Here is a 23,105-nt window from a genome sequence, read left to right as displayed (position 1 = left end):
AATCCACAGGCGCGGGACATCCAGGAAGAAAGACTTATACACAATCTCGAAAAGAAAATACGCAGGACTCTTGACAAAAAACATCCCCAATCTCTCACCAAACCTTTTTTCGCATACAAAAAAGAGCGGCCAGCTTCGCCGCTCTTTTTTTGCTGCCTGTCTCGCGCTAATTTTGTTCCGACAGCCACGTAAAATATCGGGAGACCAAGCGGATCCCGACTTCGATCGCGTCCTCGCTCGGCTCGATTTTGGAATGGTGCAGCCCGTACGGAGTATGGACGCCCAGCCAGAACAAAAAGCCCGGAATCTCCTGCAGGAAGTAGCCAAAATCTTCTCCGGTCATCGCTTCCTTGCAGGCAATCAGCGTCACGTCTTCGCCCTGCTCGCGCACCCAGTCCATAAAGGCCGTCGTCAGCTTTTCCTCGTTGTACACTTGGCAATACCCTACTCCGTAGTCGATGGACGCCGTACAGTCGAAGCCCGCCTCGATGCCTTTGACAAGCGCTTCAATCCGCGCTTTGACCAGCGCCATGGACTCGGTCGAGAACGTGCGAATCGTCCCTTCCAGCCGCGCCTTTTCCGCAATGATGTTTTGCTTGGTGCCGCCCTCAAGCTTGCCGATGGTCACGACAGCGGAATCGAGCGGATCGACGTTGCGCGCCACAATCGTCTGGAGCTGTGTGATGAGATGGCTGCCTGCGACCACCATGTCGTTTGCTTTGTGCGGAAAAGCTGCGTGCCCGCCTTTTCCGACCAAATCAATGTACAGCTCGGACGTGTTGGCAAACAAAATGCCCGGCTTGGTGGCAATGTAGCCGACGGGATACTCCGGCGCGATGTGCAGCGCAAAAATGCAATCCGGCCGCCAGGAAGCAAACTCCTCGCTCTCCATCATCGGCTGAGCGCCGCCTGGGCCCTCTTCTGCGGGCTGAAACAGGAACAGCAGGTCATCTGCAATCGGCTGCTCCACAAAATGCGTCACAAGCCCGAGCGCGATAGCCATGTGCATGTCGTGTCCGCACGCGTGCATGTAGCCTTCGTGCAGCGAGCGAAACGGATACGACGTCTCTTCTGCAATCGGCAAGCCGTCCATGTCCGTGCGCCAGGCGATCGTGCGCTTAGGATTCGTCCCCGCGATCCGGACCAAAATCCCGGTGCGCCACGTCTTGATCTGCATGCGCTCCTGCGGGAGACGCTCCAAGTAATCGAGCAAATACTTTTGCGTCTTCACCTCGGCAAAGCCCGGCTCCGGAATTTGGTGCAGGTCGCGCCGAATCTGGGTAAACAGCGATGTCGCCATCGTTTACGCCTCCCCTTTGGCCCCGTGCCGCACAGCGAGTTCCGCTGCAAAGCTGTCCAGGAAAAGGTCGACGTCTTCTTTGGTCAAGGTGAGCGGCGGCAGCAGACGCACGATTGTCTTTTGCGTCACGTCCACGAGAATGCCGCGATCAAGCAATGCCTGCTGCAAACGGCTGACCTCTTCCGGTGCGGCGCTGAGCGGGATGCCGACCATCATGCCTTTGCCGCGGAGCGCCTGCAACTGTTCCGGGAGACGCGCGCGCAGCGATTCGAGGCCCGCCCACAAGTACGCGATCACTTCGTCCACGCTTGCCGCAAAAGCAGGATCGAGCAGCTCATCCAGCACCACGTTGCCGAGAGCCGCCGAAAGCGGCGACGGCGCAAAGGTCGTCCCGTGGTCGCCCGGCTTGAACTGGTTCATCAGCTTCGTTCCGGCAATCACGCCACCGAGCGGAAGCCCTCCGCCTACGCCTTTGGCAAACAAGATCAAATCCGGCGTCACGCCTGCGTGCTGGTAGGCAAACAGCTTACCAGTGCGTCCCATGCCTGTCTGGATTTCGTCCATGGCAAACAGCATGCCTTCCTCCTGGCAAATCGCCGCCACTTCGCGCAAAAACGGCTCCGACAGCGGCACGACCCCTCCAGAGCCGAGCACAGGCTCCATCAGGACAGCGGCCGGCTTCGCGTCGCGGCAAATCGCCCGCAAGCCGTCCGCATCCTCAGGGTCTAGCTCGTACACCGGAAAGTCCGGCTGCGGAAAATCCTGATACACATGGGCCTGTCTGGTCAGCCGCACCGCGCCCAATGTTCTGCCGTGAAAGCTGTTGCGGAGCACGACAATCCCTTCGCGCCCGGCCCCTTCTGCCTTCGTCCATTTGTGGATCATTTTGATCGCGGCTTCGGTCGCTTCCGCACCGGAATTTGTGAAAAACACTTTTCCCGGGATCGTCTGCTCCACCAGCCGCTGGGCCAACCGGATTGCCGGCTGGTTCAAAAATACGTTGGAAATGTGCAGGAAGCGCTCGCCCTGTTCGCGCAGCGCCTGGACGATCCGCGGATGGGAGTGGCCGAGCACATTGACGGCCAGCCCCGTAAACAAATCCAAATACTTTTTGCCCGCTGTGTCGTACAGGTAGTTGCCTTCCCCTTTTTCGATCGCGATCGGCAAGCGTTTGTAGGAAGAGACGATGTATTGTTCATCAAGCGTACGCCAGTCCATGTGAGCTCTCTCCCCTACAGTTGACGTAGCTCCTGCTTGATCTCCGTCTTGGAGCGAGTTTTGTCGTCGATCTGTTTAATCACGCGCGCTGGTGTACCAGCCACCACAACGTATGGCGGCACGTCTTCAATGACGACCGCGCCCGCTGCCACAACCGCGCCTTTTCCTACGCGCACGCCTTCCAGAACCACGGCGTTGGCACCGATTACGACGTCATCTTCCACTACGACTGGCTGCGCGGAAGGCGGCTCGATGACGCCTGCGATGACAGAACCAGCGCCGATATGGCAGTTTTTCCCGATCGTTCCGCGGCCGCCGACGACGACGTTCATGTCGATCATCGTGCCTTCGCCAATCACAGCACCGATGTTGATCGTAGCGCCCATCATGATGACTGCGTTGTTGCCGATCGTCACCTGGTCGCGGATAATCGCGCCTGGCTCGATGCGCGCCTGGATTCCTTTTGTGTCGAGCAACGGAATCGCCGAATTGCGGCGGTCGCTTTCTACTACGTAGTCTTCGATTTTGTCCGCGTTCGCAGCCAGAACCGGCTCGATTTCTTTCCATTCGCCAAACACAACGCCAGTCGTGCCTGTAATGAACGTCTTGGAGCTGGCACCGAAGTCAATGCCCTCCAGATTGCCTTTCACGTATAGTTTCACTGGTGTTTTCTTCTCGCTTTTTTGAATAAACGCGATAATTTCATTGGCATCCATCATGTTCACTGGTACATCCTCCTTTTAATAAAAAGCGTGCCTGTCAACGAGAGCGAACCTCTCCCCTGACTAAAAAAAGCAATGAGTGCATTCGCTATCTCATTGCTTTCCATACTGCCCAAGCAAATCGTAAATAGCGCTCCACAAACAGGCGATTGCCTTTTGTGACAGGATGCTCATTGTTCACGAATCACCCCAGCCGCTGCTATCCGAGGGGAACAGCAACAGCTTCGGCGCTTTAGCCTTTCCCTCTCTTCCCGCCCCCTGGCAGATTACGAAAAGATGTACTCATCTTCGGCGCACCTCTATTTAGACTTCCAATATTATAATTTCATTTTACTCTACCAAAATCAATCACTTGTGGCAACAGCTTTATGGAAAGAAAAATAACTGTTGACAACGAGAATCATTTTCATTATTTTATTTGTGTGAGAATGATTTTCATTATCTTATTTGGAGGGTTTACTTCTTATGAGCCGCATTTTGATGGTGTACGCAAGCATGACAGGAAACACGCAGGAAGTTGCTGAAGCAATTGCCGAAGGGATTCGTTCCACCGGAAAAGACCTGGAGATAAAAGAAGTCATGGATGCCACTGCCAAGGAACTGGAAGACTACGATGCCATTTTGCTCGGTGCCTATACATGGGGCGACGGCGATCTGCCAGACGAGTGCCTGGACTTTTACGAAGAGATGGACGATATTGATTTGAGCGGCAAAAAAGTCGCGGCTTTCGGTTCCTGCGACTCCGCTTACGAGCATGTGGGCGCTGCTGTAGATATTTTGCTGAAAAAAGCGAGCGAGCGCGGAGCGGAAACTCCACTCGAAGGTCTGAAAATCGAGCTGTCTCCTAACGCAAAAGAAGTAGAGATTTGCAAACAGTTTGGCGTTTCCTTCTCCGAGCTGCTCGGCTAAGACTAGCGCCGGAAAAGAAGTTGTCCAAAAAAATCCTTTTCAAGCAAGCGCTGTCATGATAAAATGTCGATCCATCTTTTCTCAAGAAGGAGGATTGATATCATGACGTTACATACGCATACGGTCTACTTGCGACCACTGCAAGCAAATGACGCAGCCGAGCTTCTGAAGCTTCGGCTGCGTAATCATGCCTTCCTGCAACCGTTCGAGCCGCTCCGCTCCGCCGCCTTCCTGACGCTGAGCGGTCAAGAGTCGCAAATTGCGCAAGCGGAGCAAGACTTTGCAGCAGGGACCGCCTTCGCCTTTGGCGTGTTTTTGCGCGACACGGACGAAATGATCGGCCGCGTCGCTCTGTCAAACGTCGTGCGCGGCGCCTGGCAAAACGCGACCATCGGCTACTTCATGGATGAAGCCTGCAACGGCAAAGGCTACACCACTGCGGCCGTACGGCTTGCGCTCACGTACGCCTTCCAGGAAGCCGGGCTGCACCGGGTACAGGCCGCTGTCATGCCCCGCAATACTCCCTCCATCCGCGTGTTGGAGAAAAACGGCTTTCGCCACGAAGGGTTGTCCTTGCGCTATTTGCAAATCAACGGCGTGTGGGAAGATCACCTCCTATTTGCGATCACGGCAGAGGACTGGAGCTAATCATTCCTCTTTGTTTTGCTCCACGCGCAATCGCTCCAGGATTCGCCGCTTGCGGTACAGCATTCGCCCCGCTTCGGCGACATCCTGGACGGTTGAGCGATTCAAGTACGCCCCGAACAGGATGCCTGCAATCGGCACCATCTGAAACAGCTTTTTCCAGCCAAAATTTTCCGTGTACGTCACCACGACTTCCCGCCAGCCCTGCAATTGTGCCATGACGTCTTTTTGCGCAGCAGGCTCGTCAAAGCGCGACAGCTCAGCCAGTATCGCCTTTTTGCCGACGATATCGGAAGAAGCGAACTGCAGGCATTTGACCACGAACAGCCGCTCCCGCTTGTCCTCCGGGCGATAGCCGTAGCATAGCGCCATTTCTTGCAGCACTTTCAGCGACGTGCCGAGCAGCAACGGAATATCAAGCGCCAGCGTAAAAATGCCGCCGATGCCTGTCGTTGCGCCCTGTACCGTGGCAAAGGTCGCGCGCGATTCTTTCAGCTCGCGGGCAATCTCATCCATGAGGACGAGCGGTGCCCCTGCGACTTCTGCGGTCTGCGGAATGCCCGCGCCATCCCTTTCCAAGCGGGGAGCGAACTTGCTGTAAATCGCCGTATCCTGAACGAGATACGTTCCCCCTGTTTCCAGAAACGCGGCCATCTCGTCCACGGCTGTCCCCAGCTTTTCCCGGACGAAATTCGGCGTCATTTTATCGAGAAAAACGAACGGAAGCCTGCCGAGCTTTTCCCAGAACCACAAATCGTTCTGGTCGCGCTCCCATGCCTCCACCTCTTCCAATGCCTGCTGCAAAACCTGTCTCGACTCCATCTGCCGCAATCCCTCCCGGATCATTGCTTCTATGTTTCTTTGCCGCGCTTCCATTGGCATTGGTTGCGAAGCAGCGATTTGATATGCGCCCGCAGCTCCTCTGCCTGGGAAAAACGCGCAAATTCCTCACTGTCTGTTACGATTCCCAGCTTCAAATGTTTCACTTGTCCGTTTTCGACGCAAAAGCCGAACGCTTGCAGAATCGCAATCTGTTCATCCGTCATCTTGCTTGCCCCCCACCTTTGCAAAAACCCCCTTGCCACATGCAAGGGGGTCATCTGTTTATTTGACCTCTACGGTTAAGGTCATCGTTTGATTTCGTTCCGATTCACCCAGCTCTTTGTCGTATTTCTTGTATTTTTGCACGACCGAGCAAGTTTTATTGCGGAATGTGTTCGTTACTTTAACTGTGTAGACGCCAGGCTTGTTCTCGTTGTCTGCGATGATCGCTTTCAAATCGAGCGATTCATCGCCCTCGTCCACGTATTCCTCGTCCGTGTTCGGCTTCAGGCTTGCAATCTCTTTTCCTTCATAGAACACCTGAATCGCGTTTGCCGAGGAAATGGTTGCTCCGATGTACTCCTGGCGGGTGCCGATTGGCGTTTCGCCGTACGTCCAGACGAGATTCGGCATGTAGTAGGTGATCATGTCCTTGCCGCTTCCGTCTTTCAGCTTTTTGTTCCCGATCCGCTTCGCATACGTAGACGTCAGCCGAAGCTCGCTCAAGCTGTCCAGTTCCGCCGCCGAGCTGACTCTGACGGTTTGCCCATCGCGATATTCGTTGCCGCGACTGTTTTTCAAAAGAATCGGCCCTGGTGAGGGTGCCAGTCCTGCTTCATTTTTGGCGCAAACAGGGGCGGACGGGATCGGACGGGTGTCCTCTACGACCTGAATGTAGCCGCACCACGACTGACGCGGTTCGCGCTTGCTGTAATAGTTGACCTTGTAGCGGCCCGGCTTAAAGCTGGACAGCAGCAAAGCGGTATGGTCCCAGTTCAGCTTGGATTCATCCACGACGACGTTATCGACTGCCCAAAAGCCCGGCCCCTCGTCATCCGAAGCTTCACTGCCCTGCTCCACGTGCTCGGCAGCCGTCGCCAGCCAGATGACGTGCACCGGATTTTGGTAGAGCTTCACGGTAACATCGGACGAGTACAAGTTTTCCCGCTCTACCATCAACGAAGACTGCGCATTTTGCTGCATCAGCACATCCATCGTCGCTGTAGCGCTGGCAGAATCGCAGGAGTTCGGCGCACCGGGCACCTGAATTTTCACTTCCGTTGTCGAGCCTCCCCACAGATCGTCGGTGTTGGCGGCCTGATTCGGCTCAAAGGTGACGGACATGGTCATTCCCGCCATCATTTCCGGAATCACGACCTCGAAGTGCTGGGAGTCGGTCAAAGTTTGGCCTGTTCCGTTCACCGACCAGCGACCGGCAACCGGCGAATACAGTTGCACGACGCCTGGCGCCGCCGGAGCAGTCACTTGCTGTCCTTGGGCGAGCTTTTGGCCGTTCGCATCCGTTCCCATGTACAGCTCTGCCATTCCGATCCGAATGTGCGTCATCCAGGCGCTCAGGCTGCTGTCATCAGGCGTAAACACCAGATCGTAATTGCCAGTCGGCAGCGTGCCTGTCGCGAAGATTTTGGCCGGCACGGATCGGAGCTCCGCATTTGTCGTTTTGTTAATCAGCTTCCACGTTCCCGGAACCGTACTGGCAAAGCTGGTCGAGCCCATCATGCCAAAAATCGCGGTCTGGCTACCCGATGGAATCGCTGCGCCTTCCGGCTTCTCCCCTTCGAAGATGCTCGGGTAGTTTTGCGCCTCTACTTGAAAGCGCACGTGCACGGTGCTTTTTTGCCCCTTGGCATCGGTTACAACGAACGTGAGGATGTGCGGTCCGGGAGGCAATTTGGCGGCAGGAATCGAGAAGCGGGGCACCTGCCAGCGGAACGTGCTTTGCGAGGACTGCTGCTCGACCTGGTATTCCGGCAGCTCCACTCCATCGAGCAACACTTCGCTTCGATTGAGATTCGTGCCGCTCCCATATGTCGTTTGCACAAGATCGATATCAAGAGCGGTTTCAGGCGGGAGGATAAACTCGTCGTTTTTCACCCAGTTCCATCCGCCGGAGTCCTGGCCTGCTACCTGATAGTCGTTGAAGATAATCATATTGTGAACAGGCTGCGAAACGGGCTTGGATACTTGGCTGTTTTTTTTCATCGATGCTGTAGCCCCTGCTCCCATGGCTGGCGGAGCCGATACGCCCGACAAGAAAGTGCCGGTTGCCAGACACACAAGAAGTGCTTTTACAACCCATTTTTTCACGAAATGTCCTCTACCTTTCTTTCATTGCTCGTGTTGCCACTCGTCTTTCTTCGACAAAAAGAGCGCAATCTCCTGTGTAGCTTGAAAATATTTCGTCGGGATTCGATATAGGCAATTCCTATTTAGTTCATAACTTTTATAGGATTGATTTATACCACGCAAGCTGGTAAAACAAGAACAAAGGGGTGAGCCAGGTGAGTACTACGAATCAATGGAACGCGAAGCTGTACGACGACAAGATGAATTTTGTTTCTGCTTATGGCAAAGGAGTTGTAGAGTGGCTGTCGCCGCTGCCGGGAGAGCGCATTCTCGATCTCGGCTGCGGAACAGGGGATTTGAGCGCACAGTTGGCGCAAGCAGGCGCAAACGTAACGGGCATTGACTTTTCGGCCAGCATGATTGCAGCAGCCAGACAAAAATACCCGCAAGTCGCCTTTTTCGTCGCGGACGCCCACGCTTACCAATCCGCGGAAACGTATGACGCTGTCTTTTCCAACGCTGCGCTGCACTGGATGAAAAAGCCGCGCGAGGTGATTCGCACTGTCTGGCATGCGCTCGCGCCCGGCGGACGGTTCGTTGCCGAGTTCGGCGGAAAAGGCAATTGTGAGCACGTCGTCCAGGCGCTGCGCATCGCCTTGAGCCGTCGGAATCTTTCGGCAGACGAACGCTCTCCGTGGTATTTTCCCGCTGTCGGCGAGTACACGACGCTGCTTGAGGAGCAAGGCTTTCGCGTAACGCTCGCTTCGCATTTCGACAGGCCGACGACGCTGCCTGACGGGGATCGGGGGCTTCGACATTGGCTCGATTCCTTTTGCAGCCCCTTTTTCACCGGGCTGTCCGCGCAGGAGATCGAAGCCGTCTGCGAGGAAGTGACAGAGCTGGTCCGTCCGACGCTGTTTCAAGACGGCAACTGGGTCGTGGACTACAAGCGCATCCGCATCATCGCCTACAAGGAAGCTACGAACGCATCACCAAACGCCGGAGAGCGCCCGTGAAGAAAATAGCTTGCCTGCACGCCCATCCGAGCAATATCGCGCTCTTGTCCGCTGCCTTCGCTATGTACGATGTCGAGCTGGTTCACTTCGTCGATGCCGATCTGCTTTTGCCAGGCGACGGCCCTGCCGCCTCGGCTACAGAACAGGCTTACGCCAGGCTTCGCCAACAGTTGAAAGGGATGGACGACGGTTCCGTTGACGCCATCGTCATCACTTGCACCCAGTACGCCTCCTATCTCACAGCCGAAGCTGAAGCGGCATGTGCCGCGCCTGTCTTCACGATCGACGGCCCCTTCATCCAGGAGTTGTCCCGCACGACCGAAAGGCACTTGCTCGTATTCAGCAATCCCGCGACCGTCGAACCGACGATGAGCCGGATACGGAAGCAGGCGCAGACCGCAAGAGCCGTTCCGGCAATCGAGCTGCTCGTAGTCGAGGACGCTTTTACCCTGCTCATGGAAAACAGACAGGAAGCCTATTTGGCCAAACTCACAGCAGCGTTGCACGACCTCGATCAGACGCTGCACGGCGTTCCGCTGTCCGTAGCCCAACTTTCCATGGCTCCGGCAGCCGAGCGGTTTGCCCGCGAGACAGGCAGGTTTGTCGCCCATCCGTTGCACAGCTTGACATCGCAACTCGTCCAAACGCTTGCCTTGTCCGAAAAGCACGCGTAAAAAGCCAACAGCCCTCACGCTTCGTCCCGGGACGGATACGCAGGGCTGTTGGCTTTATCTGGCTGGGAGTCTACGCTGCAAAGTTTACATGCCTTCCGGATTCGTCAGCAAAACTTCGTCTCCCTCATTCAATCCTTTTACCACTTCAATAAAGTCGGTTCCTTCCACGCCAATCTCAATTTCTTTTGGCGTCGGCTCGCCACTGGCCGGGTCTTTTACCATCACCGTGCCAAGCCCTGCTTCCAACACTTCCACGGCGTTCAAAGGCAGTCGTTTCACGTTTTCCTTTTGCTCCACGTAAATATCGCAATCCCCTGTCATGCCGTGCTTCATATCAGCCGTGTCGCTCAGTTCGACCTTGACCGCGAAGCGAACCGACTTGTCCTCTTTTGTCCCCTCTTTCGGCAGCTCGGTGACTTTGCCTTTGAACGGCTTGTTGCCGAATGCCGTCAAGTACACATCGACGCTTTGCCCAAGCTTGATCGCTGGAATGTCCATCTCGTCCACAGCCGCGACGAAGTAGACAGAGCTCGTGTCCATGATGACCGCAACCGGCTCGGAGCCAGGCGCTTCCCCTTCCTTGACGTTCAGCTTCGTAATGACCCCGCTGATCGGCGCTTCCACTTGCTTTTTCGCGATTTCCCGCTTTTTCTGTTCCATATTCAAAAGCGCTTCTTTCAAGGAAAGCTCCTTGTCCTTCATTTCCAACTCGGATTCGGTCAGGTCCATTTTGAACAAAAGCTGCCCTGCCTTGATCTCGTCGTCTTTCTCCACTTCTACTTTGCCAATCTTGCCGTGCGTCCCTGCCACGATCTCCATCTCATCCGGCAATTCAAACGGCGTCGCTTTTTGGCTGGCGAACAGCAAGCCTTTTGGATCGGTGTACTGCACCTCGCCCAGATCGCCCACGTAGAGGGCACCCGGTTTTTTAACCAAGACGTCGACATCGTGAACGCCGCCGACTCCTTTTTCCTTTTGACCGATATGGTCTACCTTCGTCACGACTCCGTCCACGTAGTAAAGCGACGAGCTGATAAACACTTTCACCTGCTGCCCTACGCGGAAATGCTCGGCTTCGTATGCGGTGAACTTCCCTGTAATTTTCAAATAGTCGGTATTGGTCAGCTTCGCCACGACGGTGTCGGGGGTAACTGTTTCGCCTTCCTTCACGAGCACTTCCTTGACTTTCCCCGTTTTGTCGGCCACAATCTTGTCTTTTTTGTTCTTCAGCTCGTTCAGCTCTTTTTGCGCACGGATGATCGCCAACTCCTGCTTTTGCAATTCCAGTTGGGCGTCCACGCTGTCTACCGTAAACAACACGTCGCCTTTTTTCACGGCTTGTCCTTCCTTGACAAACAGCTTCTGCACCTTGCCGCTGATCTCCGGTCTGACTTCCTCACGCGCCTTTGCTTCGATGGTACCGGAAGAGAAAATCGTCTTCTTTACTTCCCCCACATCTACTGTAGCCGTCGGGAAGGAAGGCGGTTCGGCAGGCGGTTCCTCTGCAGCCGTGTTTTTCGACTGGTAGTACGCATAGCCACCGTAGCCGCCCCCTCCCAAAACGACCACAATCGCTGCTAGTATGATCCATTTTTTCTTGTTCATCTTTCGTTCCCCACATTTCTTATTCTGATCGAATCGCTTGAAGTGCACTTAGACGGGAAGCCCGAATCGCCGGGAAAATGCCCGCGAGCAGCCCGATGATAAAGGAGAAGCCGATGGCAAACAACGCCAGCCAGGCCGGAATCACTGCCAATTTGCTCTGTTCGCCTTCCGGTCCGCCGCCATACCCCATGTTCAAACTGTCCATAATGCCGCCGGATGCGCCGAAGTAGTTCACTAGCTCTACCGCGCCCCAGGCCATGCCAAGCCCGGCCAGGCCGCCGATCAGTCCAATGAAGCCTGACTCCATCAAAAACAGCCAGCGAATGTTAAATACGGTTGCTCCGATTACTTTCATAATGCCAATTTCTTTTGTTCGCTCCAAAATGGACATAATCATCGTATTGACGATTCCGATTGTGGCAACGAGCAAGGAGATCGCTGCAATGCCGCCCAGCACCATCTGGATCACGAAGAAAAACTGGTTGATCGTCTCCAGTTCGCGCGCTGGCGACCACACTTCATAGCCTTTTTCCTTCAACGCCTTGACGACGCTCTCTACCTGCTCCCGCGATTCTACCTTGACGGTCATCTGGTCAAATTCAAACGTGTCTTTTGTCGCCTGCTCCCGCGTACGGCGCGACGAGCCTTCGCTGCCTTCGTCGCTGCGTCCGCGGTTCACCCAATCGTTCAGCTCTTTCACGACGCCAAGCGGGACGTAGACCGCTGTGGAGTAGCGAAAGTTTTCCGATTTTTGAAGCTGGCCGACGACGCGCACCCGCAATTCTTTTTTCTCGAATTTCGGTTCGTCGTCGATGCGGTATTCCCGCGTCAAAATGAGTGTTGCCGCTTTGTCGACGATGTTGAAGGCTGCCGACTCTCCGCCGCCGCCCATATCGGGAGGCATTGCGGACATGCCCGACTGTCTGCCGTTGTCGGCGTTGCGCCTGCGCGCCTCCCGCTTTTCTTTTTCCACATCGCGCATTGCCCGCGGAACGTCAAAAGCGACGACGACCTCCTGGGGAGAACCTGTCAAATACGTCCCTTTTTCTACATCGTTCTTGCGGTAGGCGGCCGACTCATTCACGTCGACCCCGACCAGCTCGACGTAGCCTTCGCGCCTGCCTACCTTCAGCTTCGCCTGCTCATTCAGCCGCTTGACAGGCATGACGGCTGCGATGCCCGGTATTTTTTTCAGCTCCTGAACAGCTTCCATATTCAGCCGCTTGCGTTGATCGTCCGGGATCATCTCGCCCTTTTCCTGGTCGTAGTACATCGGTTCGACGTCCATCTCTGTCAAGTTCCCGAAGTTTTCCAGGCTTTTCACTGCGTTTTCCTTCAGCCCCAAGCTCAGCGCCATCATCGCGACGATGGCAGCCGTGCCGATCATGACACCGACCGATGTCAGGGCGGTCCGCAGCTTCATCCGCCACAAGTTTCTCCAGACGATGCGAAACGAATCCATTACCTTCACAATATGTTCACCTCATACCCCTCGCCTACGCTGGCCTTGTCCTTTTTTGTACAACCCGGCCGTCCTGCAAATAAATGACGCGGTCGGACTGCTCTGCTACTTCCTGTTCATGGGTAACGATGATGAACGTAGTCCCATTTTCCCTGTTCATTTCTCTCATGAGATGGAGAATTTCCTGTTCGGTCTTCGAGTCCAGGTTCCCCGTCGGTTCGTCAGCCAAAATGATGCCTGGCTGGTTGACGAGCGCCCGCGCAATACTGACGCGCTGCTGCTGCCCACCGCTAAGCTCGTTCGGCCGGTGGTCGATCCGTCCTTCCAGTCCGACCCGATGCAAAATCTCTTTTGCTTTCGCCCTCCGCTTCTTGACGCTTTCGCCCGCGAAGATCAACGGCAGCTCCACGTTTTCCAGCGCCGTCAAGTTAGGCAAAAGGTTGTACGACTGGAAAATGAAGCCCATGTGCTTGCGGCGAAACAGGCACAATTCATTTTCGTTAAACTTGGAGATTTCCTCGCCGCTCACCATCACGCTGCCTTCCTCCGGCTTGGTCAGACCAGCGAGCAAATTCAGCAGCGTCGACTTCCCTGAACCGGACGAACCGCACAAGGCGACAAACTCGCCCCGGTTGACGTGCAGGTTGATATCAAACAGCACCGGAACCTTGATCTTCCCCGTTCCGTAGCTGTGATTGACTCCGGTTACTGTCAGCTCTCCCGTTGTGTTGGCCATCTTTACAGCACCTCATTCGTTCTTTTCTCATACTAAAGACGTAAAAAGTCGAAAAACGTAACGGACTTGACAAAAACTATTTCGCCTTCACACAAATGCAACAGCTTTTTCAAAATCATGTAACAAACGCGTAACCAACTGCTGCCAAATACGTACTACAATATGAGTGTGAAGAAAACACGAAAGGGCGATGACCGATGACAATCTATCGCTTTTTATTTGAAACCGCAACTCGCAGATGGGTAGAAATCATCAAGGCACCGAGCATGTTCGAAGCAGCCAAACAGGCCAAACAGCTCGCGACCAAACGCTCCCGCTCCCTGTCTACGCCGATCAGCTTTTCTTTTCATCACGCTGCCTCCCGCTAACATGGTCTACATAATGAAAACCGTTTCTCATCCCGGGAAGCGGTTTTTTATTTATGGGGATATTATTGACACCGCTGTTTTTTTCCTCTTAATATAGAGGGAGACATTACAGTGCATGACAGTAAAGCTCTGCATTCACTTCGCTGCTGCACAAGAGGGAGATAATCAAAATGACAATGAAAAAAGCGCTTACCATTGCAGGCTCCGATACCAGCGGCGGTGCTGGACAACAGGCAGACCTCAAAACGTTTCAGGAGCTTGGCGTCTTCGGAATGACAGCCCTTACTGTTATCGTGGCCCAAGACCCGCACAATGACTGGTTCCATGAAGTGTTCCCGATCGATGTGGCTATTCTGGAAAAGCAGATCGAAACGGTGCTCGCCGGAATCGGCGTCGATGCAGTCAAAACCGGGATGCTTGGCACCACCGAGCTGGTTGACCTCGCTGCCCGCAAAATAGAGCAATACCAATTGAAAAATGTCGTCGTAGACCCGGTGATGATCTGTAAAGGCGCTGAAGCGCTCCATCCGGAAATCGCCATCAGCCTGCGTGAAGTGCTGCTCCCGCGTGCGACGGTTGCCACGCCAAACTTGTTCGAAGCGGGCATCCTCAGCGAAATGGGCGCGCTGACAAGCGTAGAAGACATGAAAGAAGCGGCAAAACGCATTCATGACTTCGGCACTTCTTACGTCGTGGTAAAAGGCGGCACCAAGCTGCAAAGCGGCAATGCTGTCGACGTTTTCTACGACGGGCAAAACATCGAAGTGCTCGAATCCGAGCGCTTTGACACTACATTCACGCACGGAGCAGGCTGCACCTTCTCTGCTGCGATCTGCGCTGAGCTGGCAAAAGGCAATTCCGTGCGCGGAGCCGTCGAAGTCGCGAAGGAATTTATTACAGAAGCGATTCGCCACTCCTTTGCCCTCAACCAATACGTCGGCCCAACCAACCACGGCGCATACCGCCGCAAGCACCAAGGCTAAGGCCAGCGGTTCGCAAACAAAAACTCCTGACCCGCCGAGAGCATCGTCCCGGAATCGGTCAGGAGTTTTTTTCTCTAATCTCACGCTTGCTTTTTGATCGCCACTTCCGGCTTGAGCGGAACCGTCGCCGGCTTTTTGCGCATCGAGCTTACGGTAAAGATGACGAGCGCCGACCAGATGCACGAAAAGCTGATGAGATGCGTCGTCGTAAACGGCTCTCCGAACAAAAACACAGCGGTAAGCAGCGTAATCGTCGGCGAGACGTACTGGATGAAGCCGACGATCGAGAGCGGCAAGCGCTTCGCGGCTTGCGCAAACCAGTACAACGGCATCGCCGTCGCGACTCCGGCCAGCGCCAGCAACAACATCTGCCACCATGCCAAAGTCGTCACGGTCTCTGTCCCGTTTGCCTGGAGCATAATCAGATAGCCGAGCGCGATTGGCGCGACGAACAGCGTCTCCCACGCAAGCCCGATCATCGCCTCCATCTTCACCACCTTTTTCGCCAGGCCGTAAAACGCAAACGTGAGCGCCAGCGAGAGGGCAATCCACGGAAACTCGCCGTATTGCACGGTGATGAACAGGACGCCGCAGGCAGCCAGAATCAGCGCTACCCACTGTCCGGCATGCATTTTTTCTTTTAAAAAGATCACGCCGAGCAGCACCGTAAACAGCGGATTCATATAGTAGCCAAGGCTCGTTTGCATGACCTGGTTGTTGTTTACCGCCCAAATGTAGATCAGCCAGTTCGCACTGATGAGCAGGGAGCAGATGGCAAGCGCCGCGGCTATTTTGCCTCCGGATACCGATCCCCACATCGCGCGCCAGCGTTTCGTTACCTGAATAATGATTGCGACAAAAAGAACAGACCAGACGATGCGATGCGCCAAAATCTCCCATGCGCCCATCGACTGGAACAGCTTCCAGTACAGCGGGAGCATCCCCCATGCAAAATACGCGGCAAACGCGTAAAGTATCCCCTGTTTCATTTTTCTTCCTCCACTGATTTTGCCATGTGCCCATCCTATAGAGTAGTGTAACGGAATTGTCGCCAATCGGCTATGTATTCATCACCAATATAAGCGCTCGAGACACTTTCATTCGCTACCATGGCAGCGATGTAACAAGACATCTGATTACCTCAGTAACACAATGAAGTGAGATCAAATTTTTCATTGTACCATTTTTAACGCTGGTGTACAATAGGCATTATTCAACCGAGTTTAGTCATAAGAAAGGAATTTTTACCTATGACATACTGGCGTTCTGTTTTGTTAGTCTTGCTCGGCGCATGCAGCTACGGGGTGCTGTCCCTGTTCATGAAGCACGCGTTCGCCCTTGGCTTCACTCCTTTTGAAATGAGCGGGAGCCAACTGATTTTCGGCGGCTTGATTATGTCGATTGCGGCCTTGTTCTTCTCGCGGGAACGGTTTCATTGGAAATATTTGCTGATTTTGGCGCCAGTCAGCCTGATGATGGCTTCCACCAGTATTTTTTACCATCAGGCTGTCAGTCGCGTGTCTGCTTCGCTCGCCATCGTGCTGTTGTTCCAGTTCACCTGGATCGGTGTCCTGCTCGAATCGCTCGTCGACCGCAAATGGCCGACAGCAGAAAAATGGGTATCGCTGCTCATGCTCGGCGGCGGGACGGTGCTGGCCAGCGGTCTTAGCGAAGGCGGGCTGCAAAACGTCAGCATCACGGGTCTGGTCTGCGGCCTGTTGTCGGGGGCAACGTTCGCGCTGGTCATTTTCTTCAGCGGGCGCGTCCTTCCGGGCATGAATCCTTATTTGCGCAGCGCGATTACGATCAGCATGGCAGCCGTGATGCTCTCCATCGTCTACCCGCCTACTTTTTTGCTCAATGGACGGCTGATGGACGGACTGCTTCCGCTCGGCTTGCTCGTTGCCGTATTCGGCTCGGTCATCCCGATTTTTTGCCTGGCGGTAGGCGTCCCCCGCATCGGCAACGGCCTCGCCACGATCTTGAGTGCCGTCGAGTTGCCAACCGTCGTGCTTTTGTCCTGCTTTGTCCTCCAAGAAAACGTGACGCTTTCCCAATGGGGCGGCGTTCTGATGATCCTCGCGGCCATCTGCGTGCCGCAAATCAAATGGCGCAGGCTTTTCGCGCCCGCCCATGTCTTGGAGAAAAAAGGCATGTAATTGAATCAAGCGTGTCGGTCCACCGGGGACCCGGCACGCTTTTTTTTCTGTGCCTTTCCCTTCTCGCGGATAGGAGAAAGCGGCGATGGCATGGAATGGTAAGAAGAAGCGAAATCAGGAGGGAACAGAGGTATGGAAAAACGGCATATTGTCCTCTTTCAGCAGTTGGAAGATTATCGAAAGGAAGTGCTGGAGGCGGTAAACGGCTTGTCAGAGGAAGAAGCGCTCATCGTCCCGGCGGGCTTTTCCAACAATATTTTGTGGAACTTGGGACACATCTATCTGGATCAATACTTATGGCTGCAGCACTTGACGAAAGAGGAGGCTCCGATTCCGCCCGGCTTCCGCGAATGGTTCGGCTACGGGACCAAACCGGCAGACTGGCAATCTCCTCCCCCTCCCCTGCAAACCATCCTCGCCTTGCTGGAAGAACAGCCTCAGCAAATTCGCTCCGCCTATGGGGAGCGGCTGGAGGAACCATTTCCTGCCACCGAATCTGGCATGCACACCATCGCCCAGGTGCTGGTGCGGACGATTTTTCACGAAGGGCTGCATTTGTCCACGATTACTGCATTAAGGAGGTTTGTGAACAGATGACTCTTGCCGTCACGCCTGTCTTCCGCATTTTTGACGAAGCAAAAGCGAAGGAGTTTTACGTCGATTTTCTCGGATTTCAGGTCGATTGGGAGCATCGCTACGAGGACCATTTTCCGCTGTACATGCAAGTCTCGTCGCCCGAGTGCGTGCTGCACTTAACCGAACATCACGGAGACGCCTGTCCGGGCGCGGCTGTCCGCGTGCAGGTCGAGGACATCGAGCTGCTGCACCAGACGCTTACCGGCAAGTCGTACAAATACGCCCGGCCCGGTCTGGAAAAAACGCCATGGGGAACGCGCGAGGTGTGCGTGACAGACCCGTTTGGCAACCGGATTCACTTTTTTCAGCCGCATCCTTTTCCGTAAGCAGGCAAAAACAAGCTCCCGCTGGCAGCTTCTTGGCCGCGTAAGGAACTGTGTCGCCCCGCCGCGAACCTTTCTCGTGCGCGCGCTTGTATGCTTTTTTCGCACCGCCTGCATGTTTCGCCGCATGAAGGCGGGGCGGTCGATCGCATGTGTGCCTATGCTCGGACCACTGCCATGCTGCACCGCAACATGTAGCGAGCGAGAAACTCGTCCTGAAAATGCGCATACAAAAAGCCCAGCCAGATCCGTGCAGGAATCTCGCTGGGCTTTTGCTGTTTCTACTATGGGGCGATCGATGGGACTCGAACCCACGAATGCCGGAGCCACAATCCGGTGCGTTAACCCCTTCGCCACGACCGCCATGTGTGGAATCAATCAGGTAGCGGCGGAGGGAGTCGAACCCCCGACCTTTCGGGTATGAACCGAACGCTCTGACCATCTGAGCTACACCGCCAAACGCTATGGAGCGGGTGATGGGAATCGAACCCACGCGACCAGCTTGGAAGGCTGGAGTTCTACCATTGAACTACACCCGCAAAACAAATGCTGTCCCCTTTTGCGCAAGCTGTCGCTTGCCAGGTTCGCATTGCTGAAAAGTGGTTTTCGGACCTCTTTTACAAGCGTAATTGTAACATATGTGAAAAAAAAGTCAAGGATATGGAAAGTGACGCCATATAAAGCCGTTGTGTATAGGCTCGGGTCGACAAGCACAAACTTGTCCGTCCGCGACGGCGCGGGCTGTCCTTTGTATATTATATAGAAGAAAAACATCCTGCTTCCTCCGAGCCGTTCGCGGAAATTCGCCCTAGTTCATGATAGGCAGGCTGTTTTTTGCGGCCTTCTCCGTTCAAAAAAACTTTAACCATTGTCCGCAATTCCTATACACAAATGGAAAAATATAGCCGATGGTAACAGGAGAAGCAGCATTACCGCTGATTGGAAAAGAGGAACCCATGTGAAAATTTCCATGTCGCACGCCCTGCACCCCCAAAGCCCCCTTCGCTTAAGCAACGGGGCTGAAAATCAGGCAGTAGCGGACAGGCAGCAAAAAAAACAAGCCGATTCCGTCACTGTCAGTTCCCAGGCTCGCAGCCTTTTTGCGAAAAACAACCAGTCGAAAAAAAATGACCTGATGCAATCGTTGCAGCCCCAACGGGAAAAGCTGCAAGAGAGCAAAAGCAAATTATATGAGTCAGCATTGAAATCGGGCGGGCAAGCCCAGGGCATCCAGGAGCAGATCAAGGCGCTCGATGAGCAAATTCGCGCTCTGGATGAACAAATCAGCCAAATCAAGCTGGATGAAATGCAGAAGACGTTCGTCCAGGATGCAGACAGCAAACAGCCGACTCCTGAAAAACCCGCTGACGCTGGCAACCAGACTGCCGAAGAACCTGCCTTGCAGCATTTCATGGCGTTGTCCGGTAACTTGGAGCAGCTCGAACAGCTTTCTGCCCAGAAACATAAAATCGCCCGCGGCATCCGGGTGTTGAATCAGGAGATCAAGCTGGACGAAAGCCGGGCTTTGTCAGGCCAAACGGCAACAGCCAAACGCGAGCAAGTGGCCGCACTGGAACAGACGATGGGCAGGCTCGATGAGCAGATGGGAGAAAAGTTTAAGGCGCTGGCAGCACAGCTCATCGAGCAGACGAATTTTGCCGAAGCCGAATCTTTCAGCACCGCTGCCCCTCCCCGCAATGCAGATGAATCGAGCAGCGGCGAGTCTTCGGCAGAAAACGCCCAGTCCGCACCTGACCTGGAACTCGCCCCGTAACGCGAGACAGAACAACCCACCTTTACGAGTGGAGCGACCACGCCGCGCCAGATGTTGCGGCCCGCTCGTAAAGGTGGGTTTTCGTATTCTTTCTTGTGTGGCAAACAGCAGCAGACTGGCTCTGACCTGGCTGTCGTGGCCGCCCGTCTGCCTGTCATTTTCCACGCTCCAAGCGGAAAGCATCCGGTTTGCAAAAGGACAGCAGCGCATTGCTCGTGACGTCCGCAAAGTATTCCTCCACGATCTCGCGAAACTCCCGGGCAGCGCGGGAAATGTACCGGCTCTTGTGCCAGAGCAAAGCGATCTCGCGCGCCAAATTGCAGCCCTCTACCCGCAAATAGTGGACCTGCTCGTGCAAGCTCCTTCCCGTGCAAGGGATAAAGGCGATGCCGATTCCCGCCTCTACGAGCGCAACCAGCCGGGCAGGTTCATCGCCTTCGTACACGTAAGCTGGCTCGAGGGCTGATTTCAGCATGTATCCAGATGGCAGGAGGAAATATTCCGCTGTCAAAACTGATGCTTGCCCTCGACCAGCATGTCGGCAATCAGATCGACTTGTGCTTTTACGGCAATCGTGTCGTACGGCCAAAAATAGTCGGTATCCATCTGGTAAACGCGGCCGTTTTTGACTGCGTCCAGCGTGTTCCAGATCGGATTGCTCGGATCAAGTCCCGCCTGCTTGCCCGACTCCACAAAAAGGTAGTCGCCGGAAAATTCGTTGACCTGCTCTAACGAGATGGTCACATGCTCTTTGCCCTCGTCTACGCTTTTTTGCACCAGCGGCGGTCGCTTCAGCCCAAGATGCTTGTACATGGCTTCGGCTCCCCGCCAAAGGCCGTCGGCGTACACCACCAGTTGCTTGTCGAAGCCGCCCATGATCGCAGCCGTCGCGTTTTCGCCGACGACTCCCTTGATACGCTGCTTTGCTTTCTCTACCGTTTCGTTGAAAGAGGCAATCCAGGCTTCCGCTTCTTTTTCCTTGCCGAGAATCTCCCCGAACGTGCGGATTTGCTCGCGCGAGTCTTTGAATGTCGTATGGACGAAAACGAGTGTGGGCGCGATTTTGCTCAACTGCTCATAGAGCTTGGGGTCGTCGCTCAACGTGACGATCAGGTCGGGATTCAGGGCCAAAATTTTCTCCACACTGCTGGCGTCAATCGTGCCGATGTCTTCGATGCCCGCTGTCTGTGCCTTGATATGCGGGGAGTCGATATCCCAGAACGGTGCCCCGACAGGCTTGATCCCGAGTGCCAGGAAGGTAGCCAAATATCCTTGGGCGACAATGCGCTTTGGCTCGGCCGGAATTTCAATTTCTCCGTTGACCGTCTTTACTTTACGGGTAGACGGCTTGGCCTCTCCGCTCGTCGCAGCCGTTGCCGCTGTTTGCCCCTCTACTGCGTTTTCCTGCGAGGCCCCGCTGCCCCCTCCGGCTCCACCGCAAGCCGCAAGCAATACCGCCATCGCCAATAGTAAGGCGCTCAGCATGCCAGGCGCTCTGTGTGCTCCAACCTTGTTTCTTTTCATCCTGTACAGCTCCTTCTTGCTAAAAATGGGAAACGACCTTATCAATAAAATCCGTACCCATCATAGCAAGCTTTTCCATACACCGTCTATTTCATAAAGTTGCCGTTTTTTCTGGACAAATGTTCACTCTGCGCCGCCGCGGAGCAAGCAATTTGTCTGGATGTGCAACTGGCGCTCTAGCGCCAAGCCGTCACTGCTCCAAAATTCGTTCAGCTCCAGCGCATACACCTGTCCGGGAGCCTTTTCGAAGGCTGGCAAGCTCAGGCCATGCACACCCGCCCCATGGTCATCGCGGGCATCAATGACAAACATATGGTCTGCGGCGTATTCGGGCAGCCTGTCTGCTGCAATCCAGAGATGCCGTCCAGGCACGAGCACGTCCCTGTGCACGCTCTCCGGCGGACGGAAGCCAAGGGCGTCGTACAGGTTGTACGCCCCTCTCGCCGTTTTGTTCCAGATGAAGACGCCATCGTGGCGCAGCTCGTAGACGGCGGCCGTGTCCCCTCTGTCGATCAGCTTTTGCAGTTGTTTTCTCGCAGTTTCGACCTGTGCCTGATAGCGCTCGATCCATCGCTCCGCTTCCCGCTCTCTGCCAATCAGCTTGCCGACCAGCCGAAGCTCCGCGAGCGGGTCCAGCTTGTCCCATTCCAGCGCCAGCACCGGGGCGATGTTTTGCAGTCGCTTCATCCTGCCAGGCGTGTAATAAAAGTAGGTCGGAGCCAGGACGAGATCCGCTTTCAGGTTGGCGAGCTGCTCGTCGTCGTATGCGCCGTTGACCGTCGGAACATTTTGCAGTTCCTCTTTTAACAGCAGCGCTCCGCGCACAAGCTCATCGTCAGTGGCGACAGGCGTGACACCGAGCGCAAGCAAATCGCCCACGAATTGAAAGGCGGCGATTCGCTTCGGAATCGGCCGACTGCGGAACTCGCCTGGGGACATGCCGGTCAGTTGCTTGAATTTTCGGCTCAAATACTCGCCGTTTGCATAGCCGACCTTCGCGGCAATTTCGTTGACCGTCATGGCCGACGTCAGCAAATGCTCTTTGGCGCGGTCGATCCGCACGCGATTCAAATATTCGGAATAGCCCCACCCCAGCTTTTTCGCAAACAAGGTCGAAAAATAGCTTGTATGAAATCCGGCCAGCCGCGCCAGCTCGGGGCGGGTAATAGGGCTTCGGTAGTTTTCCTCGATATAGGTTACCGCTTTCTGGATCGACGGCTCCCAATCCAGTTCAGGCGTAATTTCGTACTGAAGGGCAAGCTCCATCATCTCTTTGAACAAGCGCTGGTGCTGCTTTTGCTCTGCCGTCTGGCCGTGGGCGGACGCTTGCTGGCACGCGTGCGAAAGCTCGTTCAGCAGCACATTTGCCCGATACGGCAGTCGATTCGTGACCCAGCCGCTCGCAGGCAAACAACTGCGGTCGTTGCGGTAGACGAGCTGCTCATCGTCGTGCTCCGCCAGCCGATAGCTCTCGAAGGACAGGCGGCAAACAGGCGGGCTCTCGTTTTTGTCGGCGCAGATCGTCACCGAGTGGCCCGGACGCAAAAGCACGATTTGTTCCGGGCCCAGCCAAACCGTCCGCTTGCCGTCCTGCATGCGCATTCGCCCTGACAGCGGGGCGAGCATCGTCGGGGACGAGAACGCCACTTCCAGGGACGGCTTCCCTTTTTCCCCACGCCAGGAGACTGCACTCTTTTAACACGTGAAGAACCGAGTCCATGCATGCCAACCTCTTTCCTGCGTTTTCTTTCTTTTCGTTATACCATATCTTGTCCGCGCGACCTGTTGGGGGCCACGTTTTTTGGAGAGAGTATACAGCAGGGGGAACAAGATTGAGGATGAGGAATTTCAAACCCGTCAAGAGCCTTGGAAAACCAAGGTTTTGGCGATCTTTTGTTCAAATTTAAGCATACCAGAAATGG

At 54.9% G+C, this 23,105-nt stretch carries 22 protein-coding genes, 3 tRNA genes, 1 pseudogene and 1 riboswitch; of the genes and pseudogenes, 10 read left to right on the top strand and 16 right to left on the bottom strand.

Annotated features, from left to right (window positions below; all coding sequences use genetic code 11):
* Positions 1–166: 166 nt before the first annotated feature.
* Genes BA6348_RS11615 through dapD form a run of 3 tightly spaced genes read right to left on the bottom strand, consistent with a single transcriptional unit; the run spans position 167 to position 3,243 of the window.
* Positions 167–1,300 carry an N-acetyldiaminopimelate deacetylase gene (locus tag BA6348_RS11615; protein WP_005832795.1) on the bottom strand — a complete coding sequence of 378 codons (1,134 nt, stop codon included), beginning with the start codon at positions 1,298–1,300 and terminating at the stop codon, positions 167–169.
* A 3-nt stretch (positions 1,301–1,303) separates the two neighbouring features.
* Entirely contained in the window at positions 1,304–2,518 is a 1,215-nt protein-coding gene (locus BA6348_RS11610) for an aspartate aminotransferase family protein (RefSeq protein ID WP_007784118.1), read from the bottom strand.
* A 14-nt stretch (positions 2,519–2,532) separates the two neighbouring features.
* Positions 2,533–3,243: a 2,3,4,5-tetrahydropyridine-2,6-dicarboxylate N-acetyltransferase gene (dapD, locus tag BA6348_RS11605; protein ID WP_005832798.1), complete on the bottom strand. Its 711-nt coding sequence runs from the start codon at positions 3,241–3,243 to the stop codon at positions 2,533–2,535.
* Between the two features lie 117 nt (positions 3,244–3,360).
* Positions 3,361–3,550: riboswitch (Lysine riboswitch) on the bottom strand.
* Positions 3,551–3,705: 155 nt separating this feature from the next.
* Here dapD and BA6348_RS11600 point away from each other — a divergent pair.
* Complete coding sequence (locus BA6348_RS11600; RefSeq protein ID WP_005832801.1) at positions 3,706–4,149, top strand: flavodoxin; 444 nt, start codon at positions 3,706–3,708, stop codon at positions 4,147–4,149.
* Between the two features lie 102 nt (positions 4,150–4,251).
* Positions 4,252–4,797: a GNAT family N-acetyltransferase gene (locus BA6348_RS11595; protein WP_122952926.1), complete on the top strand. Its 546-nt coding sequence runs from the start codon at positions 4,252–4,254 to the stop codon at positions 4,795–4,797.
* Here BA6348_RS11595 and BA6348_RS11590 read toward each other — a convergent pair whose 3' ends face one another.
* The 3 genes from BA6348_RS11590 to BA6348_RS11580 are packed head-to-tail and all read right to left on the bottom strand — an operon-like array spanning position 4,798 to position 7,839.
* A complete protein-coding gene (locus BA6348_RS11590) occupies positions 4,798–5,616 on the bottom strand; it encodes an EcsC family protein (protein WP_007784115.1) in 819 nt (272 codons plus the stop codon).
* A gap of 29 nt (positions 5,617–5,645) precedes the next feature.
* Positions 5,646–5,840, bottom strand: a complete 195-nt coding sequence (locus BA6348_RS11585; RefSeq protein ID WP_005832807.1) for a hypothetical protein — start codon at positions 5,838–5,840, stop codon at positions 5,646–5,648.
* Between the two features lie 58 nt (positions 5,841–5,898).
* Positions 5,899–7,839, bottom strand: coding sequence for a hypothetical protein (locus BA6348_RS11580; protein ID WP_242507484.1), 1,941 nt, complete (start codon positions 7,837–7,839; stop codon positions 5,899–5,901).
* 299 nt (positions 7,840–8,138) lie between these two features.
* Between BA6348_RS11580 and BA6348_RS11575 the strand changes: the two genes are divergently transcribed.
* Entirely contained in the window at positions 8,139–8,939 is an 801-nt protein-coding gene (locus BA6348_RS11575; protein ID WP_007784112.1) for a class I SAM-dependent methyltransferase, read from the top strand.
* Positions 8,936–9,613 carry a hypothetical protein gene (locus tag BA6348_RS11570; RefSeq protein ID WP_005832815.1) on the top strand — a complete coding sequence of 226 codons (678 nt, stop codon included), beginning with the start codon at positions 8,936–8,938 and terminating at the stop codon, positions 9,611–9,613. The genes BA6348_RS11575 and BA6348_RS11570 overlap by 4 nt, the downstream gene beginning before the upstream one ends.
* An 84-nt stretch (positions 9,614–9,697) precedes the next feature.
* Here BA6348_RS11570 and BA6348_RS11565 read toward each other — a convergent pair whose 3' ends face one another.
* Genes BA6348_RS11565 through BA6348_RS11555 form a run of 3 tightly spaced genes read right to left on the bottom strand, consistent with a single transcriptional unit; the run spans position 9,698 to position 13,416 of the window.
* On the bottom strand, positions 9,698–11,218 hold the full coding sequence (locus tag BA6348_RS11565; protein ID WP_005832817.1) for an HlyD family secretion protein: 1,521 nt from the start codon (positions 11,216–11,218) through the stop codon (positions 9,698–9,700).
* Between the two features lie 19 nt (positions 11,219–11,237).
* Positions 11,238–12,689 (bottom strand): ABC transporter permease, encoded by a 1,452-nt coding sequence (locus BA6348_RS11560; protein ID WP_005832818.1) that lies wholly within the window; start codon positions 12,687–12,689, stop codon positions 11,238–11,240.
* Positions 12,690–12,714: 25 nt separating this feature from the next.
* Positions 12,715–13,416: an ABC transporter ATP-binding protein gene (locus BA6348_RS11555; RefSeq protein ID WP_005832820.1), complete on the bottom strand. Its 702-nt coding sequence runs from the start codon at positions 13,414–13,416 to the stop codon at positions 12,715–12,717.
* A 197-nt stretch (positions 13,417–13,613) separates the two neighbouring features.
* On the opposite strand from BA6348_RS11555, the gene BA6348_RS26675 reads away from it, so the two are divergent.
* A complete protein-coding gene (locus tag BA6348_RS26675; RefSeq protein ID WP_005832822.1) occupies positions 13,614–13,784 on the top strand; it encodes a hypothetical protein in 171 nt (56 codons plus the stop codon).
* 170 nt (positions 13,785–13,954) lie between these two features.
* Positions 13,955–14,767 carry a pyridoxine/pyridoxal/pyridoxamine kinase gene (gene pdxK / locus BA6348_RS11550; protein WP_005832824.1) on the top strand — a complete coding sequence of 271 codons (813 nt, stop codon included), beginning with the start codon at positions 13,955–13,957 and terminating at the stop codon, positions 14,765–14,767.
* A gap of 80 nt (positions 14,768–14,847) precedes the next feature.
* Here pdxK and rarD read toward each other — a convergent pair whose 3' ends face one another.
* The gene (rarD, locus tag BA6348_RS11545) at positions 14,848–15,756 is read right to left on the bottom strand and encodes an EamA family transporter RarD (RefSeq protein ID WP_005832826.1); all 909 of its coding nucleotides are present in this window, start codon (positions 15,754–15,756) and stop codon (positions 14,848–14,850) included.
* A gap of 261 nt (positions 15,757–16,017) precedes the next feature.
* Between rarD and BA6348_RS11540 the strand changes: the two genes are divergently transcribed.
* The 3 genes from BA6348_RS11540 to BA6348_RS11530 all read left to right on the top strand — a co-directional run bounded on the left by BA6348_RS11540 (position 16,018) and on the right by BA6348_RS11530 (position 17,888).
* Positions 16,018–16,926 (top strand): EamA family transporter, encoded by a 909-nt coding sequence (locus tag BA6348_RS11540; RefSeq protein ID WP_026557402.1) that lies wholly within the window; start codon positions 16,018–16,020, stop codon positions 16,924–16,926.
* 132 nt (positions 16,927–17,058) lie between these two features.
* Complete coding sequence (locus BA6348_RS11535) at positions 17,059–17,523, top strand: DinB family protein (protein WP_005832830.1); 465 nt, start codon at positions 17,059–17,061, stop codon at positions 17,521–17,523.
* On the top strand, positions 17,520–17,888 hold the full coding sequence (locus tag BA6348_RS11530) for a glyoxalase superfamily protein (RefSeq protein ID WP_005832832.1): 369 nt from the start codon (positions 17,520–17,522) through the stop codon (positions 17,886–17,888). The genes BA6348_RS11535 and BA6348_RS11530 overlap by 4 nt, the downstream gene beginning before the upstream one ends.
* Before the next feature lie 284 nt (positions 17,889–18,172).
* On the opposite strand, the gene BA6348_RS11525 is transcribed toward BA6348_RS11530, so the two are convergent.
* The 3 genes from BA6348_RS11525 to BA6348_RS11515 all read right to left on the bottom strand — a co-directional run bounded on the left by BA6348_RS11525 (position 18,173) and on the right by BA6348_RS11515 (position 18,424).
* A tRNA-His gene (locus BA6348_RS11525) sits at positions 18,173–18,248 on the bottom strand.
* Positions 18,249–18,268: 20 nt separating this feature from the next.
* Positions 18,269–18,342, bottom strand: a tRNA-Met gene (locus tag BA6348_RS11520).
* Positions 18,343–18,350: 8 nt separating this feature from the next.
* Positions 18,351–18,424: transfer RNA gene (locus BA6348_RS11515), tRNA-Gly, on the bottom strand.
* 419 nt (positions 18,425–18,843) lie between these two features.
* On the opposite strand from BA6348_RS11515, the gene BA6348_RS11510 reads away from it, so the two are divergent.
* A complete protein-coding gene (locus tag BA6348_RS11510; RefSeq protein WP_005832834.1) occupies positions 18,844–19,659 on the top strand; it encodes a hypothetical protein in 816 nt (271 codons plus the stop codon).
* A gap of 154 nt (positions 19,660–19,813) precedes the next feature.
* Here the strand turns inward: BA6348_RS11510 and BA6348_RS11505 are convergent.
* From BA6348_RS11505 to BA6348_RS11495, 3 genes and pseudogenes are all read right to left on the bottom strand, one after another.
* A pseudogene (locus tag BA6348_RS11505) lies at positions 19,814–20,113 on the bottom strand (LysR family transcriptional regulator substrate-binding protein); the annotation flags it as partial.
* A 53-nt stretch (positions 20,114–20,166) separates the two neighbouring features.
* Complete coding sequence (locus tag BA6348_RS11500; protein WP_122952928.1) at positions 20,167–21,183, bottom strand: ABC transporter substrate-binding protein; 1,017 nt, start codon at positions 21,181–21,183, stop codon at positions 20,167–20,169.
* Between the two features lie 123 nt (positions 21,184–21,306).
* A complete protein-coding gene (locus tag BA6348_RS11495; protein WP_242507483.1) occupies positions 21,307–22,830 on the bottom strand; it encodes a helix-turn-helix domain-containing protein in 1,524 nt (507 codons plus the stop codon).
* Between the last annotated feature and the right edge of the window lie 275 nt (positions 22,831–23,105).

It is taken from the genome of Brevibacillus agri (assembly GCF_004117055.1).
Lineage (GTDB): Bacteria > Bacillota > Bacilli > Brevibacillales > Brevibacillaceae > Brevibacillus > Brevibacillus agri.
The sequence above is the reverse complement of the archived record's forward strand: the minus strand, read 5'-3'. Positions and strand labels throughout refer to the sequence as shown.

Coding starts and splice junctions, on each gene's coding strand:
- BA6348_RS11615 (WP_005832795.1), bottom strand. CDS start 1,300: ATGGCGACATCGCTGTTTACCCAGATTCGGCGCGACCTGCACCAAATT.
- BA6348_RS11610 (WP_007784118.1), bottom strand. CDS start 2,518: ATGGACTGGCGTACGCTTGATGAACAATACATCGTCTCTTCCTACAAA.
- BA6348_RS11600 (WP_005832801.1), top strand. CDS start 3,706: ATGAGCCGCATTTTGATGGTGTACGCAAGCATGACAGGAAACACGCAG.
- BA6348_RS11595 (WP_122952926.1), top strand. CDS start 4,252: ATGACGTTACATACGCATACGGTCTACTTGCGACCACTGCAAGCAAAT.
- BA6348_RS11590 (WP_007784115.1), bottom strand. CDS start 5,616: ATGGAGTCGAGACAGGTTTTGCAGCAGGCATTGGAAGAGGTGGAGGCA.
- BA6348_RS11585 (WP_005832807.1), bottom strand. CDS start 5,840: ATGACGGATGAACAGATTGCGATTCTGCAAGCGTTCGGCTTTTGCGTC.
- BA6348_RS11580 (WP_242507484.1), bottom strand. CDS start 7,839: ATGAAAAAAAACAGCCAAGTATCCAAGCCCGTTTCGCAGCCTGTTCAC.
- BA6348_RS11565 (WP_005832817.1), bottom strand. CDS start 11,218: ATGAACAAGAAAAAATGGATCATACTAGCAGCGATTGTGGTCGTTTTG.
- BA6348_RS11555 (WP_005832820.1), bottom strand. CDS start 13,416: ATGGCCAACACAACGGGAGAGCTGACAGTAACCGGAGTCAATCACAGC.
- BA6348_RS26675 (WP_005832822.1), top strand. CDS start 13,614: ATGACAATCTATCGCTTTTTATTTGAAACCGCAACTCGCAGATGGGTA.
- pdxK (WP_005832824.1), top strand. CDS start 13,955: ATGACAATGAAAAAAGCGCTTACCATTGCAGGCTCCGATACCAGCGGC.
- rarD (WP_005832826.1), bottom strand. CDS start 15,756: ATGAAACAGGGGATACTTTACGCGTTTGCCGCGTATTTTGCATGGGGG.
- BA6348_RS11540 (WP_026557402.1), top strand. CDS start 16,018: ATGACATACTGGCGTTCTGTTTTGTTAGTCTTGCTCGGCGCATGCAGC.
- BA6348_RS11535 (WP_005832830.1), top strand. CDS start 17,059: ATGGAAAAACGGCATATTGTCCTCTTTCAGCAGTTGGAAGATTATCGA.
- BA6348_RS11530 (WP_005832832.1), top strand. CDS start 17,520: ATGACTCTTGCCGTCACGCCTGTCTTCCGCATTTTTGACGAAGCAAAA.
- BA6348_RS11500 (WP_122952928.1), bottom strand. CDS start 21,183: ATGAAAAGAAACAAGGTTGGAGCACACAGAGCGCCTGGCATGCTGAGC.